The following is a 15,514-nucleotide window of genomic DNA, read 5'->3' as shown; positions in this document are numbered from 1 at the left end:
CCATTGGCCAACATTTCAGGTATGTACATGCGTTTTCCTACTGTGCTCGGTGCGGGCCTCGTGCTGCTCGCGACTGCTTCCCAGGCCTTTGCTGGCGCCACGCTCGAGCGGGTTGAATCGCGCAAGGAACTGGTCAACGTGCTGATGGAAAGCTACCCGCCGTTCTCCTTCGTCAACGAGCAGAACCAGTTGGCTGGTTTCGACGTGGATGTGGCCAAGGCCGTGGCAGACAAGCTGGGCGTCAAGCTGCGCCTGGAAACCCCGTCTTGGGACGTGATCGCCGCGGGCCGCTGGAGTGGCCGCTATGACATCTGCATCTGCTCGATGACCCCGAGCAAGGCCCGCGCCGAGGTGTTCGACTTCCCGGTGGAATACTACGCCTCGCCTGCGGTGATCGTGGTCAACGCCAAGGATGAGCGCATCCATGGCGCGAAAGACCTGGACGGCCGCAAGGTCGGCCTGACCAGTGCATCGAGCTACGAGAGCTACCTGAACAAGAACCTGGTGATCGAAGGCAAGGAAGAGCAGAAGATCGACTACCCCTTCGACTTCGTGCAGATCGCGCCGTACGACACCGACAACGTCGCCTTCCAGGACCTGGGCCTGGGCGCTGGCGTGCGCCTGGACGCCATCCTCACCAACCTGGTGACCGCGCAGCCGCGCCTGGACCAGGACAAGCGCTTCAAGCTGGCCGGCGCCCCGCTGTACGAGGAGCCGAACTCGGTGGCCATCGAAAAAGGCGACCCCGAGTGGGATGCCAAGGTACGCCAGGTGTTTGCCGAGCTGAAGGCTGATGGCACCCTGGCCAAGCTGTCGCAGAAATGGATCGGCGCCGATATCAGCAAATGAGCACCTTCCCCCCGTCCCTCAAGCCCGTGGTGAAAACCACGGGTGCCAGCCTGTTCGGCTTTCGTACCCGCCTGCTGCTGACCTGGCTGGCGCTATTCGGCCTGTTCGTCGCGTTTTTCCTCAGCTTCGACCTGAAGTTCTCGATCATCCTGGAGAAGTTCCCCAACCTCGCCGGCTTCAAGCTGGAGCCCAACGGCTTTCTGCAAGGTGCGGCGCTGACCCTGTTCCTGTGCCTGTGTTCGATGCTGGTGTCGGTGCTGTTCGGCTTTGCCGCGGCCTTGGCGCGCTTGTCGAACAGTGCAGTGCTGGTGGGCATCGCCAGCTTCTACACCTCGTTCTTCCGCGGCACGCCGCTGCTGATCCAGATCCTGCTGATCTACCTGGGCCTGCCACAGCTGGGCCTGGTGCCGGGCGCCATCAGTGCCGGCATCATCGCCCTGTCGTTGAACTATGGCGCCTACCTGAGCGAGATCTTCCGCGCCGGCATCCTCGGTGTCGCCCGTGGGCAGCGTGAAGCGGCGCTGGCACTGGGCATGCGCACGCCGCAGATCTTCTGGCACATCGTCCTGCCCCAGGCCATGCGCGTGATCATTCCACCGACGGCCAACCAGTTCATCTCGATGCTCAAGGACTCGTCGCTGATCTCGGTAATGGGCGTCTGGGAGGTGATGTTCCTGGCGCAGTCGTACGGGCGCTCGAGCTATCGCTACCTGGAAATGCTGACCACGGCGGCAATCATCTACTGGGTGCTGTCGATTCTGCTGGAGCTGGTGCAGGCGCGGCTGGAGCGGCATTTTGGCCGGGCTTACCAGCGCTGAGGGCCAGGCTCGGTAGGCAGCTCTCGGTGGGAGCGGATGTACCCGCTCCCACAGACAGTCAAAGTGCTTTCATTTCGGCAATATCCCGCGCCACCTGATCGGCCGACTGGTCGAACATCGCCTGCTCCTGCGCATCCAGCGGCAGCTCGATCACCCGCGCCAGCCCCTCCTCGGCCAGTACGCAAGGCACGCCCATGGCGATATCCTTGCGCCCATACTCGCCCTCCAGAATCGCTACCGCTGGCAAGATGCGGTTCCGCCCGTTGGCGATCGCATCCACCATCTGCGCAATGGCCACACCCGGCGCATCGCAGGCGCTACCCAGCTTCTTCAAACCAAGGATCTCGCCGCCACCTTTGCGCGTCCGCTCGACGATCTGCTTGATCTGCTCACTGGACAGGAAGTGCGACAACGGCACCGAGCCGATCTGGCAGTAGCGCATCAGCGGCACCATGCTGTCGCCATGCCCGCCCAGCACCAGCGCGGTGATATCACGGGCCGAGAAACCGGTCTGTTCGGCGATGAAGCATTTCATTCGCGCGGTATCCAGCACCCCTGCCTGGCCGAACACCTTGTTGCGCCCCTGCCCGCTGAGGCTCCAGGCGCGGTAGGTGAGCACATCGACCGGGTTGGACACTACCAGCACTGTGGCCGCCGGCGCGTGTTGCTTGATGTCCGCCATGATGCCGTCGAGGATGGGCAGGTTGGTCGCGAGGACATCCTGACGCGACTGGCCCGGCTTGCGCGGCACGCCTGCGGTGATCACCACCAGCTCGGAGCCCTGCAGCAACTCGGCGTTGCCGCCGCCATGCACGCGGGTATCGGAACCTGATTCGACGGCGGCTTGCCACACGTCCAGCGCCTTGCCCTTGGCCATTTCACCCTGCACGTCCATCAGCACCAGTTCACGGCACAGCTCGTCCCGGGCAATGATCTGGGCCGCCGCCTCGCCGACGATGCCGGCGCCTACGATTGACAGTTTGTTCATCTGACACCTCCCAGCGGCGCGCGCCACCAGGAACACGCCTGCGTATAGAGATGAAGTATTGTCCGTTGGGGCTGAATGACCAGTCGCAGGTCGATGCACGGTAGCCATGCGACTACCGTCGATACGCTCGAGGACGCGGCGCGGTCCGTCCATGAGCGCGGGTCCCCTCGCGTACATGGACGAAGCCCGTGCCATGCACCCCGCCACCGACCCTCACTGCCACAGGTTTCGAGGTGATCGGGCGCGGCAGCCCACAGGACCTTGTCGATGCCCAGCTTGATGTCCGCGAGCTGCTGCGGGCCCAGGACCGGACCGAGTGGGTGATCATCTCGACGGGCATGTTCACCAGCTTCCTGTTCGAACCGGTCTTTGAAGTGGTCGATTTAAAAAACGCCACCGTCAATGCACTTGGCAAGGCATGACGTGATGGGCGCTACGGCCGTTGGCGAATGCCCGACAACGCCAGCAAGTGACCCGGGCAGGACCAGTAGTTCCACTTGATCAAGCCCTGGCGGGTGTGCCGCGCTGCCACCGGGCAGACGGGGTCCGGCGTCATGGCATGCTGCCGAGCACCACAAGCGTCAGCGCCAGGTAACGCCCGCCCTTGGCCAGGATGACCAGCAGCAGGAACCGCCAGAACGGCTCGCGCATGACCCCGGCCACCAGGGTGATCGGATCGCCGATCAGCGGCACCCAGCTCAGCAGCAGTGACCAGTATCCGTAGCGCCGGTACATGACCTGCGCCTTCTCCAGCTTGGCCTCGCTGACCGGGAACCAGCGCCTGTGGCGGAACCGTTCGATGCCTCGGCCAAGCCCCCAGTTCGCCACTGAGCCGAGCACGTTGCCGGCGGTGGCCACCGCGACGAGCGTCACTGGCAGGTAGTGCCCGGACAGGAGCATCGCGACCAGCGCCGCTTCCGATTGCATGGGTAACAAGGTCGCCGCTGCAAACGCGGCCAGGAACAGCCCGAGGTAGCTGGTGAGTTCGAACAAGGCGCTACAGGTACCTGGTGATTTGCTTGCATTTGAGGGCGGCCGATGGTTGTGGGGGATCGGCCAGCGAAACGTTTCGTTGGCGATGCTAGCCGCCCTCGGGGAGAGGGTCAACGCGACGTGGCCGCTACTTGCTTGAATGTAAGAGGCAACCAACCTTCCGAGACGTCGGGTATAGAGCGTATCCTCGCAAGCTTGTGAGAAAGCAATGGCAATCACAACCAACTGACTACAGTTGCCGGGGCATCTTCGATGGGCTGCTGACGGCTTTCGCAAGTGAGGAAATCGAAAATGGTTGATACCCCCTCCGCCGTGAGCGAACAGTCAAAGCCGCACGCTGCCCTGCGGCCGGTCGGCCTGTTCGAGGCCTTCCTGTTCTGGCTCAAGCTGGGTTTCATCAGCTTTGGTGGGCCTGCCGGGCAGATTTCGATCATGCACCAGGAGCTGGTCGAGCGCCGTCGGTGGATCAGCGAGAAGCGTTTCCTGCATGCACTGAACTACTGCATGCTGCTGCCCGGCCCCGAGGCCCAGCAGCTCGCCACTTACATCGGCTGGTTGATGCACCGCTCGTGGGGCGGCGTCATTGCCGGCGCGCTGTTCGTGCTGCCTTCGCTGTTCATCCTGATTGGCTTGTCCTGGGTCTACCTTGCCTTTGGCGATGTGCCGGTGGTCGCCGGCATCTTCTATGGCATCAAGCCGGCGGTCACCGCCATCGTCGTTCATGCGGCCCACCGGATCGGCTCGCGGGCGCTGAAGAACGGCTGGTTGTGGGCCATGGCTGCGGCCTCGTTCGTGGCTATCTTCGCGCTCAACGTGCCGTTCCCGCTGATCGTGCTGGCCGCCGCGCTGATCGGCTATGCGGGTGGCCGCTTCGCCCCGGACAAGTTCGTGATCGGTGGTGGCCATGGGGCTGCGAAGAACAGCTATGGCCCGGCGCTGATCGATGACGACACCCCGACGCCCGAACATGCCCGTTTCAGCTGGGGTCACCTGCTGCGCCTGCTGCTGGCCGGTGCTGCGCTGTGGTGCCTGCCCATGGCACTGCTGACCCTGGCGTTTGGCTGGGGTGCGACCCTGACCCAGATGGGCTGGTTCTTTACCAAGGCGGCGCTGTTGACCTTTGGCGGGGCCTACGCCGTGTTGCCCTATGTCTACCAGGGCGCTGTCGGGCATTACGGCTGGCTGTCACCGGCGCAGATGATCGACGGGCTCGCCCTGGGTGAAACCACGCCAGGGCCACTGATCATGGTGGTGGCCTTTGTCGGCTTCGTTGGGGGTTACCTGCACCCGATGTTTGGCACGGAACACCCGTTCCTCGCTGGCGCGGTCGCGGCCAGCCTGGTCACCTGGTTCACCTTCCTGCCGTCGTTCCTGTTCATTCTCGGCGGTGGGCCGTTGGTGGAGTCGACGCATAACGAGGTGAAGTTCACTGCACCGCTGACCGGGATTACGGCGGCGGTGGTAGGGGTGATCCTGAACCTGGCGATGTTCTTCGGTTATCACGTGCTTTGGCCGAAGGGGTTCGCTGGCGCGTTCGACTGGCCTTCGGCGGTGATTGCGGTTGCGGCGGCGGTGGCCTTGTTCCGCTTCAAGCGGGGGGTGATTCAGGTGCTGTTTGGCTGTGCCGTGCTTGGCCTGGTGGTGCATTTGCTGCGGGCTTGAAACCAGGGGCGATTCACAATGGGAATCGCCGCAGCAACGCGACACCCGGGTCATTCTGCAACCTGCCGAATCGATCCGGCAGTTTTCACCTTCAACAGTCTAATATGATGTCACTTGCAGGTACTGCTGCGCATAAGTAGGCATAGCCATCATTTGTCACTGGTGAATCAGTGAGATTCTGAATTTTTCCCTCCAACACCGCGCACCCGCAGGTTTGACATAACCCGGCACGGCAATGGGCCGGTAGTACGAGCCCTTTGGCTTCTGCGAAGCTGAGAAGGGGGCCGTCCGAAGGATGCCAAGTCGCCGAAAGCCCTGTTCTGCTAAAAGTGACGGTGAATGGACCACATTCAGGAATTTTGCGCATCTCAACTGGACTATCGGGGGTTGCGAAGCTGTCCATGTGCAGCCGATCGGCAGCGTCCGCCTGAATGACGCTGTTCTGTACCTGCCTCTGAAAGCCTTCAGGCCCGCAAACATGGATGGCAGCTCCACTATCGGCAGCATCGGTAACCAACGCGGATAGGTCCGGCCTGTATTTGATCGCGCCTTCAATGCCCCTCTTCCCCTGGGTCACATGCAAAGCGATAGAACCTTGGCTCAGTTGCCCAACCAGCTTGGTAACCTCATTCCACAGCGCTAAATCGTCGCTGCATTTCACGGTATGCACGACACGCACAGGATGCGGGTAGCCCGCTTCCACGAGTGCTCTAAGCTTGGTGATCGTAGGGGTTATGCCTATCCCCGCGGTAAGAAAGAGATTAGCTGGAGCGTCCAGACTGAAGGCATCTGGGCCGCAAGGCCCTGTCAGATGTAGACGCTGCCCTGTTTCTAAAGCATGGATAGCTTGGGAGCCGGCACCACTCCCCTGCTTCACCGTGATTCGCAACCGATCATCCTCGATGCCTGACACGGTGTAGCGACGCCACGTGCCATCTACTGCCAGGTGATGAACTGCAACATGCTGCCCAGCCACAAAGCGGTCCAGCGAGCCAAGCACGGCCAGGGGATCTCGGAGCCATACTGAGCGAATGCCCGGCGCTTCCTCAAAAATCTCAACCACTTCGGCAGGACGCGGCCAGGAAACCAACGCAGGTGCCCTGGGAACCTTGGCAGCTATTGCCAGCCGTTCGCTGTAATGCGCCTGCGTCGCTGCAATCCTATCGTCAGGTAATAGCGTTCCTGCTTGCTCGACCTGTGCATAGACACCGCAATACATGTGACCGAAATGTCGGTTCAGTTGGGCGGGAATGTTCATGTCCAGATCGCCCGTCTGCGGGTTTACCGAGGTCGCGCGACAGCGCTTGATTGGCCGGATAATCGAGAGACGGGACTGACCAAAATCTACACCTTTGCCAAGCCATCCGAATTCCGAGAAGGGTTCCGCATCGATATAGATGTTGCCGCGAAAACGCATGGGGTCGATCGTTACGCCCATTAGCGTAGACAGCGCCTGTACTGTCCTGACATTGATGATGGACAGTGCCGAGTCATCAAAATCCCAATGGCCGAGACAATCGTTTCGATCAACGACGCGTGCTTGTGCACCAAAGAATTCGGCCAGTAGTGCTGGATCAGTCAGCAAGTCTCCACGAGGCACCGGCTGCCTTTCATGGAGCGTCGCTGCGCCGAGGCTTTTGCCAGGTAGAAAATGAACAAGCGCCGGATTGGTCGTGAGCTGCTGATAGGGGGCGGCGCCAGCAGCCGCTCCACTTCGTGTAATGGCTACCGCACGGTCGCCTGGAAAACCTTTACCGTATTCCAGCGAGACACTGTCGAGCTTTTCACCCGCGAAGCCCTTTATTGGATAGCGGAACAGCGAAACGACGTGAGCCATCTGACATGCCCTATTCACAAGTTCGTAGGAATTACTTGAAGCCCTGCGTGACCTGACGGCGCCGAATCGCTGGATGCATGCAATGCCGGTCATCCATTCGCTCGCCACTGATGCAAAAAAAAGCCACTGCCCGGAGGGGCAGTGGCCGGGTCCGCACCGAACTCCGTCAGAACAGCGCGGGATCAGGACGCAGGCCATTGCACCACCCGCGTCCCACCAGTCACGAAGCGTTGATCCAGATGGTCTTCAGCTCCGTGTACTGATCATGGGCCCAGATGGACTTGTCGCGCCCACCAAAGCCAGACTCTTTGTAGCCACCGAACGGCGTGGAGACATCACCTTCACCGAAGCAGTTGACCGTCACCACACCGGCGCGGATTTCGCGCGACAGGCGCAGCGCATTGCGCAGGCTGCCGGTATAGGCCGAAGCGGCCAGGCCATAGACGGTGTCGTTGGCCAGTTCGATTGCCTCGTCGATGGTCTCGAAGCTGGTCACGCTCAGCACCGGGCCAAAGATTTCCTCGACAAACAGCTTGTTGTCGCGATCAACGTTGTCGACGATGGTCGGCTGCACGAACACGCCTTCCTCGGTTTCGCCGCCCTGAACGATGCTGAGTTTCTGCTCGGCAGCGTATTCCAGGTACGACTTCACCTTCTCGAAGTGCGACTTGCTGACCATGGCGCCCAGGCGGTTGTCCGGGTCGAGCGGGTCGCCCAGCTTCCAGTCCTTCAGGTGCTTGGCGATCAGACCCAGCAGCTGGTCCTTTACGTCCTTGTGCACGATCAGGCGCGAGGAAGCAGAGCAGTTCTCACCCATGTTCCAAAATGCACCGGCGGTGACGTACTGGGCCACTTCGTCGAGGTCTTCGCAGTCGTTCATGACCACGGCTGGGTTCTTGCCCCCCAGTTCCAGGACGATGCGCTTGAGGTTGGACTCGGCGGCATACTTGAGGAACAGGCGGCCGGTGTCGGTCGAGCCAGTAAAGCTGACCATCGGGATGTCCATGTGGCGGCCGATGGCCTCGCCCACTTCACGGCCACCGCCTGGTACCAGGTTGAATACGCCTGCGGGAATACCAGCCTCGTGGGCCAGTTCCGCCACGCGCAGGGCGCTGAGGGTGGTTTCCTTCGCTGGTTTGACCACGATCGAGCAACCGGCGGCCAGCGACGGGGCGATCTTCCAGGCCAGCATCAGCAGTGGGAAGTTCCACGGCAGCACCAGGCCGACCACGCCGATGGCTTCACGCACCACCATGGTCACAGCGGCATTGCCGGTTGGGGCAGTGGCGTCGTAGATCTTGTCGATCAGCTCGGCATGCCAGCGGATAGTGTGAATGGTTTCCGGCACGTCGACGGTTTGGCACTCGCTGACCGGCTTGCCGCTGTCCAGCGCTTCCAGTACCGCCAGCTCGTGGGCGTTGTCTTCGAGCAGTTGGGCGAACTTCTGCAGCACGTGCTTGCGGTCGTTCGGCTGCATCTTCGACCAGGTGCCCGCTTCGAAAACACGTTTGGCTGCAGCCACGGCAACGTTGACGTCGTTGACGTCGCAGGCGGCGACCTCAGCCAGCTGCTTGCCGGTGGCCGGGTTGGTGGTGACGAAGGTGCGGCCTGAGATGGCATCGCGGAATTCACCGTCGATGAACGCCTGGTTGCGCAATTGCAGGTCGGCGGCGATGGCCGCGTATTGTTCCTTGCTCAGCAATTCAGCCATTTTCACAACCTCCTTATTTGATCTGGGCGATGGTGGCCTTCAGTTCACTGACCACGCGCTGCAGTTCCTGCTTCTCGGCAGCGTCGAGGTCGTACAGCGGCTTGCGTACGCCGCCGGTGCTCAGGCCATTGAGGGCGCAGCCGTACTTGATCGACTGGACGAACTTGCCACCTTCGAGGAAGTCCATCAGCGGCATCATGGCGGCCATGATCTTGCGGCCTTTGTCGAAGTTCTTCTCGACCACGCAGGCCTCGTACAGGGCCACGTGCTCGCGCGGGATGAAGTTGGAGCCGGCGCAAACCCAGCTCTTGGCGCCCCAGGCGAAGAACTCCAGGGCCTGATCGTCCCAGCCGCACGACAGCTGGATGTACGGGCGCTTGATGGCCAGGCGATGGAGCTGGGCCATGTCACCGGAGCTTTCCTTGATGGCAACGATGTTCTTCACGTCGGCGACGGCGTCGAAGAACTCCTCGCCCATGCTCACGCTCATGCGGCCTGGGTAGTTGTAGAGCATGATCGGCAGGCCGGCGGCAGCGTCGACTGCTTTGACGTGCAGAGCAATTTCCTGCTGGGTCGGCAGCGCATACGGCGGGGTACCGACCAGCAGCGCATCGGCCTTGATTTCCTTGGCATGCTTGGCGAAGGCCACGGCGTCTTCGGTGCGAATGCCACCGGTACCAACGATCAGCGGCAGGCGGCCATTGAGCACGTCCTTGGCCTGGGCGGCCAGTTCGATGCGCTCTTGAGTGGTGTGAGCATAGTATTCACCGGTCGAGCCGCCGATGATCACACCGTGAATCTTCGACTCGACCAGATACTCGAGCACTTCGGCGAAGGCCGCTTTGTCGATCGAGCCGTCCGCTGCCAATGGAGTGATTGCCGGGGTGTAGATGCCTTCAAATTTCACGGTAGGTTCTCCAGGGATACAAGTGAAAGCCGCGACGCTGCGCGCCGCGACAGTTGTGGTTCAAATCAGGCGAGCGAGGCGGCCTGTTGCAGATTCATCGATCGGGTTTCGGGTGCCAGCGCGAAGGAGAACGCCAGGCCGACGAAGGTCACTGCCGCGGCGGCATACATGGTTGCGCCGATTCCGTAGGTATCGAGGGCAATCGGCACCAACCAGGTACCGACCGCAGCGCCGACGCGCGACATGGAGGTGCCCACACCCACCGCGCCGGCGCGGACTTCGGTAGGGAAAAGTTCATTGGGGTAAACAAGCTGCAGCACTTGGGCACCGCCAATGAACAGTGCATAGGCGCCGAACAAGGCCAGGATCAGCATTTCCGAACCGTTACTGAATGCGCCCAGGCCCAGCAGCGCCAGCCCCGACCACAGGAAGCTGTGCAGCAGCGTGGTACGCCGGCCAAGGCCGTTGATCAGGCGTGTAGCAACGATGCAGCCGACCACGAACAGGCAAGTGATTGCGACGGAGCCGATCGACGCCCACTCGCCTTTGAGGTTGAGCGCGCCGAGCACCTTCGGGGCGAAGGCATAGACGGCGAACACTGGAATGACCGAGCACGTCCAGAACATGGTGACGAACAACATGCGCTTGCCGTAGCCGGAATGCAGCAGGCTGAGGAATGACAGTTTTCGCGTTTTTGGCTCTTCTGGCAGGTTGCGCAGCGAGAAATCATTGCCATATACACGCTTGATAACCTGCTCAGCCTCGGCGCTGCGGCCCTTGCTGATAAGCCAGCGTGGCGACTCAGGGGTACCCAGGCGCAACATGAACAACACGCTACCAACTACTGCTGCGCTGGCCAGGACCATGCGCCATGCATCATCACCGCCGTGGTGAAGAATCGCTTCCCCGACCATGTAGGCCATGGCCGCACCTGCGAACCACAGCACAGTGAGGGTGGCCAGGCGGGGCCCCCGGTTCTTCTTGGGCAGGAACTCTACCAGCAGCGAAGTGGCTACCGGATATTCGATGCCGACCGCGATGCCAATGGCAAAGCGCAACAAGAACAGTGCTAGCGCCGATTCGACCCAGAACTGCGCGACGGATGACAGAACGAACAGGGTGGGGCCGACGAAGAAAACGCGTTTGCGACCAAAACGATCGGTCAACCACCCGCCGAAGAAGCCGCCGAAAAAAATGCCGATCAACGCCGAGGCGGCGATCATGCCCTGCCAGAAACTGGACAGGCCAAGCCCGACGGACATTTGCGCCATGGCCACGCCAATGATGCTAAGCACATAACCGTCAACGAACGATCCACCGCCAGAGCGTACCGTCAGAAACTGATGAAACCGATTAATAGGGACGTCTTCGATTGATACATTGGAATTTGTCATTGTTTTCTCCTGCCATGACCAAAGTGCAGCCTGTTTGAGGACGAACGACTCCGCGAAGCTGAAAATCACATTCAGCTCCGTGTTGTCGAAGTGCGCTTCGACCCTAAACAGCACGCAATAGAAACCGCAGGCCAGGCACATCGTTGCCTGGCAAATATCAATAAGTTATTTAGCTTTGAACCAACTTAACTTTCTTTTCCGGCGCGGTACTGTCCCCATTTCAAATTCACATTCAAACCCAGCGACACCAAGGGCGCCGGTGGGTTCGCGCACGGTCCCGGTGCCTGCCGAACAAAATCGATCAGTTCATTCTTTTCACCGGCGAGCCAGTCAGCCAGCAGTTTGCCGGTCGCGGTGCCGCGGGTAACACCCAAGCCGTTGCAGCAAAGGGCACCGTAAACGTTGGGCGCCAACTCGCCGAAATAACCCATGTGGTTGCGCGACATGGCCAGTGCACCGCCCCAGGTGTATTCGAAGGGCATGTCTGGCAGCATCGGAAAACGACGTTCGAAGGCGTCACGATGACGAACCACGAAACGTTCGAGGTATTTGCGATTGGCCCGGCCGTCGGGGTTGAAGCTGAAACTGTTACGGATCAACAAACGGTTATCCGGCGTGCGACGCACAGTCGTACCGAATGGATCAGCGGGGATTACGCCCCAGTAGGGTTTGCCGCCCAGCCTCGCCTGCTCTTCTTCGCTCATCGGCCGGGTCAGGCTGGCATAAGTGAACACGGGCAGCATGCGGCCTTTGAGGAAACCGAAACTCATACCGAAGGCGTTGGTGGTAAGCACCAGCTTGTCAGCCGTGATCGAGCCATTGGCATGCTTGAGCACGGTCTTTGCGCCGTACTCGACTTCGGTGATCGGCGTCCGTTCGTACAGCGTGACATTTGGCGGAAGATTATCGGCGAGCCCTTTTACCAATGCCGAGGGTTGAATCAGGGAAGTACCCGGAGTGAACAGGGCCTTACGGTAGAAATGGGTGCCGATATGGTCTGGGAGCTGATCGGCGTCGATCATCTCGTAAGGCTGATCGAGTTTGTCCAAGCCGCGCCGGTAGGCATCCAGGACGGCGATGCCGCGCGGCTCTACGGCTGCCTGGTACTTGCCGCAATGCTTCATCTGGCAATCGATCTGGTAGCGCTCCACCAGTTCCTTCAGGAAGGACTGTCCGCTGAGATTGAGCTTGAGCGTGGTCCTGGCGATGGCAATATCACCAATGTAATCATCGGCGCCGATGTCGTGGGGCAGGTCGATGGCAAAACCGGCATTGCGCCCCGACGAGCCAAACCCCACTTCCTGGGCCTCCAGCAGCACGACCTGGTCATCCGGAAAATTCAACGCCAACTGGCGGGCAGCGGCCAGCCCGGTAAAGCCGGCGCCGACGACAACCCAGCGAGCGGCGGTGTGCCCACGGTGTGGAGCTTTGATCTGCCGTCCTTTGCTCAGGTGATACCAGCCACACGTAGTGTCGTCAGCCGGCAACGAGGTGATCTTTGTCATTTCAGGAACCAGATATTGTTGTTAGCGTCTGTTCCTCATCACGCCTCGCCATACCCGGCATCCTGCAGGGTATTGGCGTGCGGTGAGCATTACTTCATAAGGCCAGTGCCACTTCCATCCCTTGGGGCGCCGCGTATTCGGCCATGCGGCGACGGGACAACTCGAAGTGCTCGCGCACCAGTTGTCCGGCAGTTTCAGGATCTCGACGCTCGATCGCCTCGATCATTTGATCGTGCTGCTGGCAGGCGACTTCCAAGTCGCGCTGCATGTCATCGGTGGTCGGATGACGGTAGAAAATCTTGCCCAGCCGTGTGTGGTCGATCAGTAGGCGCCGCAGGCTGGGCAACAAGTAGTCGTTATGCGCCATCCGGCCGATCTCGAGATGGAAGGCATCGTTGTAGAGCACACGGTTTTCCACGTCGCGCTCTTCAATGGCCTGGCGAAACATCGCCTGAATAACCTTGAGCCCCTCGATCTCACGCGCGGTCGCGTGTGTTGCCGCCAGCTGGGTAGTGGCGATGTAGATCAACGGCGCGGCCAAGAAAAAGCTATGCAGGGAATCATGGTTCATCGCAGCCACGCGAGGTGCCCGATTAGCTTCCAACTCGATGTAGCCCTCTGCAGCGATTTGTCTGAGCAACTCGCGAACCGGCGGGCGGGACAGGCCGAACTCTTCACTCAAGGCCAGCTCATCGACCACCGCGCCAGGTGCCAGCTCCATGCTCAGGATGCGCCGGCGCAAGGCATCAGCGAGGACACCCTTGCGGTCCAGCGGCACGTCACCAATCAGTGGATGAGCCTCAGCAATGGCTTTCATGGCGGCTTTCTTGGTTTTCATATTGGTGTGTCTACAATTTGTATAATGAATATAGGGGTCGTTAGACAATGTGTCTACTGGTTTTTCGACCATCGGTAAAGCGTGATCACGATGGCGTGAAGCGCACATTTCCATCCGCGACAATATCATGCCAACCCACGACCAAAGCGGAGCGCAACGCGCCCGGCGCAAACCCGGATGATCACTGGGCTCGCGGGTATTCTTTCGAAATTATCTTGGTATACACAAAGAATACAATTGCATTGACGGGGTTCTGATCCCGTGCCAGTCTGCTTGAAACAGTGATCACTCCGGGTTTTGGTGAACGGTGGGGGGTTCCATGAGAGGCGGCAAGAACGAGCTGTACGATGATCTGAAAAGCCAGATTCTGACCATGGAGCTCAGCCCCGACCAATTGCTGGACGAGCTGGGGCTAAGCGAACGTTACGGGCTCTCGCGAACCCCGGTCAGGGAAGTCTTTCGTCGCTTGGCGGGCGAAGGCTATCTGGACATACAGGAACATCGTGGCGCCCGAGTCGCACCGATGAACCACAACACCCTGCGCAACTTTTTTCTGGTCGCGCCCATGGTGTATGCCGCCATTGGGCGGCTCGCAGTTCAAAACTACAAACCCGCTCAGCTGCGCGACCTGCACGCCACCCAGGAGCGCTTTCGCACGGCGAGCCAAGTTCGCGACCCTCGGGCAATGGTCGTTGAGAACAACCGCTTCCACGAGATCATGGGCGAGATGTCGGGCAACCCTTATCTCGAACCCAGTTTGGGTCGCCTACTGATCGACCACGCGCGTATCGGCCACACTTTTTTCCGTCCGCGCAACAGCGAAATGGAGCGCCACCTCTGCTTGGCCGTCGAGCATCACGACAGTTTCATTGAAGCTTTCAGCCGGCATGACGAAGGCGCTGTCGTCGATTTGGTGTTTGAACACTGGGAGCTTTCGCGCTGCAACATGCAGCTGTTTATCGCCCCGCAAAGCCTGGTTGAAGACGTGGCACGCGATATCAACAGCGGCTGACAGGCGCCCGTAAGACAGTATTGCAGTACCGCCATGGACGGACATTGACCGACCACGGATGCACGCAGGTGAAATTCAACAAAAACAGGGCACAACGCCCAGCCACCACAATGCAGGAGTTCAACATGAATCGTATCCGCAAGGCACTGTGCGCTATCGCAATGATCGGTTTAGGGCTGTGTCAGGCCCATGCCGAAGAAAAGGTCATCAATATGGGCACCCTGTCCTGGGAAGACCTCACGCCCATCACCGGAATCACCAAGAAAGTGCTGGAAGACGCCGGCTACACCGTCAAGGTGACTTCGTTTTCCGAGTGGGGCATCGCTTACGCGGCCCTGAGCAAGGGTGATGTGCAGATCCTCGCCTCGCAGATCGATTACGTGGCCCAGGACTTCTGGAACCGCAACAAGAACCGCCTGGAAAAAATCTCGCCGGTTTCCCACGGGCTGTACCAGGCGATTGCCGTGCCCAAGTACGTGCCAATCGACTCGATCGAGCAGCTCAACGAAAACGCTGACAAGTTCGGCAACAAGATCGTCGGGATTGAACCCGGGTCGGGCCTGATGAGTGATGCAGCCAAAGCGGTCAAGGCTTATGACCTGAAACTCAACCTGCTCGAAGGCAGCACCGCGGCCATGACCGCCGCGCTGAAATCGGCGGTCGATCGCAAGGAATGGGTAGCCGTGACGCTCTGGGAGCCTACGTGGATGGCCCTCAAGTACGACACCAAGTTCCTCAAGGATCCGAAAGGCGTGTTCGCTCCAGCGCAAGGCTACTACTGGATTGGCCAGAAAGGCTTCTCAGCGGAAAACCCCCAGGCCCGTGAGGTTATCGCCAGCGTTTATGTACCGCTGGCCGACATCAGTGCGATCAACAGCGCAGTGAACGATGGCAAGACCATGGACCAAGCCGTGAAGGATTGGACCGACAGTCATGCCGATCTGCTCAAGCGTTGGGAAAACATCAAAAAATACTGACAGCAGCGTTTCACCTTGCCACT

The 15,514-nt window shown here is 60.2% G+C and carries 14 protein-coding genes and 1 pseudogene; 6 read left to right on the top strand and 9 right to left on the bottom strand.

Annotated elements, in window-relative coordinates:
* The first annotated feature begins 27 nt into the window (after positions 1-27).
* Both QSV36_RS19225 and QSV36_RS19220 read left to right on the top strand, forming a co-directional pair.
* Entirely contained in the window at positions 28-849 is an 822-nt protein-coding gene (locus QSV36_RS19225) for an ABC transporter substrate-binding protein (RefSeq protein WP_289133758.1), read from the top strand.
* The gene (locus tag QSV36_RS19220; RefSeq protein WP_289133757.1) at positions 846-1,667 is read left to right on the top strand and encodes an amino acid ABC transporter permease; all 822 of its coding nucleotides are present in this window, start codon (positions 846-848) and stop codon (positions 1,665-1,667) included. Before QSV36_RS19225 ends, QSV36_RS19220 begins: the two co-directional genes overlap by 4 nt.
* A 58-nt stretch (positions 1,668-1,725) precedes the next feature.
* Here the strand turns inward: QSV36_RS19220 and QSV36_RS19215 are convergent, their stop codons facing one another.
* Positions 1,726-2,655 carry a malate dehydrogenase gene (locus QSV36_RS19215; RefSeq protein ID WP_289133756.1) on the bottom strand — a complete coding sequence of 310 codons (930 nt, stop codon included), beginning with the start codon at positions 2,653-2,655 and terminating at the stop codon, positions 1,726-1,728.
* A gap of 227 nt (positions 2,656-2,882) precedes the next feature.
* On the opposite strand from QSV36_RS19215, the pseudogene QSV36_RS19210 reads away from it, so the two are divergent.
* A pseudogene (locus QSV36_RS19210) lies at positions 2,883-3,068 on the top strand (aromatic alcohol reductase); the annotation flags it as partial.
* Positions 3,069-3,088: 20 nt separating this feature from the next.
* Here the strand turns inward: QSV36_RS19210 and QSV36_RS19205 are convergent.
* On the bottom strand, positions 3,089-3,211 hold the full coding sequence (locus QSV36_RS19205; RefSeq protein ID WP_289133755.1) for a hypothetical protein: 123 nt from the start codon (positions 3,209-3,211) through the stop codon (positions 3,089-3,091).
* A complete protein-coding gene (locus QSV36_RS19200; protein ID WP_289133754.1) occupies positions 3,208-3,648 on the bottom strand; it encodes a YqaA family protein in 441 nt (146 codons plus the stop codon). Before QSV36_RS19200 ends, QSV36_RS19205 begins: the two co-directional genes overlap by 4 nt.
* A gap of 291 nt (positions 3,649-3,939) precedes the next feature.
* On the opposite strand from QSV36_RS19200, the gene chrA reads away from it, so the two are divergent.
* A complete protein-coding gene (gene chrA / locus QSV36_RS19195; protein WP_289133753.1) occupies positions 3,940-5,310 on the top strand; it encodes a chromate efflux transporter in 1,371 nt (456 codons plus the stop codon).
* Between the two features lie 91 nt (positions 5,311-5,401).
* Here chrA and QSV36_RS19190 read toward each other — a convergent pair whose 3' ends face one another.
* The 6 genes from QSV36_RS19190 to QSV36_RS19165 all read right to left on the bottom strand — a co-directional run bounded on the left by QSV36_RS19190 (position 5,402) and on the right by QSV36_RS19165 (position 13,481).
* Entirely contained in the window at positions 5,402-7,147 is a 1,746-nt protein-coding gene (locus tag QSV36_RS19190; protein ID WP_289133752.1) for an MOSC domain-containing protein, read from the bottom strand.
* A gap of 220 nt (positions 7,148-7,367) precedes the next feature.
* Positions 7,368-8,858: an aldehyde dehydrogenase gene (locus QSV36_RS19185; RefSeq protein ID WP_289133751.1), complete on the bottom strand. Its 1,491-nt coding sequence runs from the start codon at positions 8,856-8,858 to the stop codon at positions 7,368-7,370.
* A 13-nt stretch (positions 8,859-8,871) separates the two neighbouring features.
* The gene (locus QSV36_RS19180; protein ID WP_289133750.1) at positions 8,872-9,765 is read right to left on the bottom strand and encodes a dihydrodipicolinate synthase family protein; all 894 of its coding nucleotides are present in this window, start codon (positions 9,763-9,765) and stop codon (positions 8,872-8,874) included.
* Between the two features lie 65 nt (positions 9,766-9,830).
* Positions 9,831-11,159 (bottom strand): MFS transporter, encoded by a 1,329-nt coding sequence (locus tag QSV36_RS19175; protein WP_289134227.1) that lies wholly within the window; start codon positions 11,157-11,159, stop codon positions 9,831-9,833.
* 185 nt (positions 11,160-11,344) lie between these two features.
* A complete protein-coding gene (locus QSV36_RS19170; protein ID WP_289133749.1) occupies positions 11,345-12,664 on the bottom strand; it encodes an NAD(P)/FAD-dependent oxidoreductase in 1,320 nt (439 codons plus the stop codon).
* Between the two features lie 94 nt (positions 12,665-12,758).
* Positions 12,759-13,481 (bottom strand): GntR family transcriptional regulator, encoded by a 723-nt coding sequence (locus tag QSV36_RS19165; protein ID WP_289134225.1) that lies wholly within the window; start codon positions 13,479-13,481, stop codon positions 12,759-12,761.
* Between the two features lie 340 nt (positions 13,482-13,821).
* On the opposite strand from QSV36_RS19165, the gene QSV36_RS19160 reads away from it, so the two are divergent.
* Complete coding sequence (locus tag QSV36_RS19160) at positions 13,822-14,514, top strand: GntR family transcriptional regulator (protein WP_289133748.1); 693 nt, start codon at positions 13,822-13,824, stop codon at positions 14,512-14,514.
* Positions 14,515-14,639: 125 nt separating this feature from the next.
* Positions 14,640-15,491 carry a glycine betaine ABC transporter substrate-binding protein gene (locus QSV36_RS19155; protein ID WP_289133747.1) on the top strand — a complete coding sequence of 284 codons (852 nt, stop codon included), beginning with the start codon at positions 14,640-14,642 and terminating at the stop codon, positions 15,489-15,491.
* The last annotated feature ends 23 nt before the right edge of the window (positions 15,492-15,514 follow it).

It is taken from the genome of Pseudomonas sp. BCRC 81390, assembly GCF_030341915.1.
GTDB lineage: Bacteria > Pseudomonadota > Gammaproteobacteria > Pseudomonadales > Pseudomonadaceae > Aquipseudomonas.
Note: the sequence above shows the minus strand (reverse complement) of the source record. Positions and strands in the feature narration are given on the sequence as shown.

Bases quoted from the DNA above. Each gene is read 5' to 3' on its own strand.
- QSV36_RS19225 (WP_289133758.1), top strand. From the start codon at position 28: ATGCGTTTTCCTACTGTGCTCGGTGCGGGCCTCGTGCTGCTCGCGACT.
- QSV36_RS19220 (WP_289133757.1), top strand. From the start codon at position 846: ATGAGCACCTTCCCCCCGTCCCTCAAGCCCGTGGTGAAAACCACGGGT.
- QSV36_RS19215 (WP_289133756.1), bottom strand. From the start codon at position 2,655: ATGAACAAACTGTCAATCGTAGGCGCCGGCATCGTCGGCGAGGCGGCG.
- QSV36_RS19205 (WP_289133755.1), bottom strand. From the start codon at position 3,211: ATGACGCCGGACCCCGTCTGCCCGGTGGCAGCGCGGCACACCCGCCAG.
- chrA (WP_289133753.1), top strand. From the start codon at position 3,940: ATGGTTGATACCCCCTCCGCCGTGAGCGAACAGTCAAAGCCGCACGCT.
- QSV36_RS19190 (WP_289133752.1), bottom strand. From the start codon at position 7,147: ATGGCTCACGTCGTTTCGCTGTTCCGCTATCCAATAAAGGGCTTCGCG.
- QSV36_RS19185 (WP_289133751.1), bottom strand. From the start codon at position 8,858: ATGGCTGAATTGCTGAGCAAGGAACAATACGCGGCCATCGCCGCCGAC.
- QSV36_RS19175 (WP_289134227.1), bottom strand. From the start codon at position 11,159: ATGACAAATTCCAATGTATCAATCGAAGACGTCCCTATTAATCGGTTT.
- QSV36_RS19170 (WP_289133749.1), bottom strand. From the start codon at position 12,664: ATGACAAAGATCACCTCGTTGCCGGCTGACGACACTACGTGTGGCTGG.
- QSV36_RS19165 (WP_289134225.1), bottom strand. From the start codon at position 13,481: ATGAAAGCCATTGCTGAGGCTCATCCACTGATTGGTGACGTGCCGCTG.
- QSV36_RS19160 (WP_289133748.1), top strand. From the start codon at position 13,822: ATGAGAGGCGGCAAGAACGAGCTGTACGATGATCTGAAAAGCCAGATT.
- QSV36_RS19155 (WP_289133747.1), top strand. From the start codon at position 14,640: ATGAATCGTATCCGCAAGGCACTGTGCGCTATCGCAATGATCGGTTTA.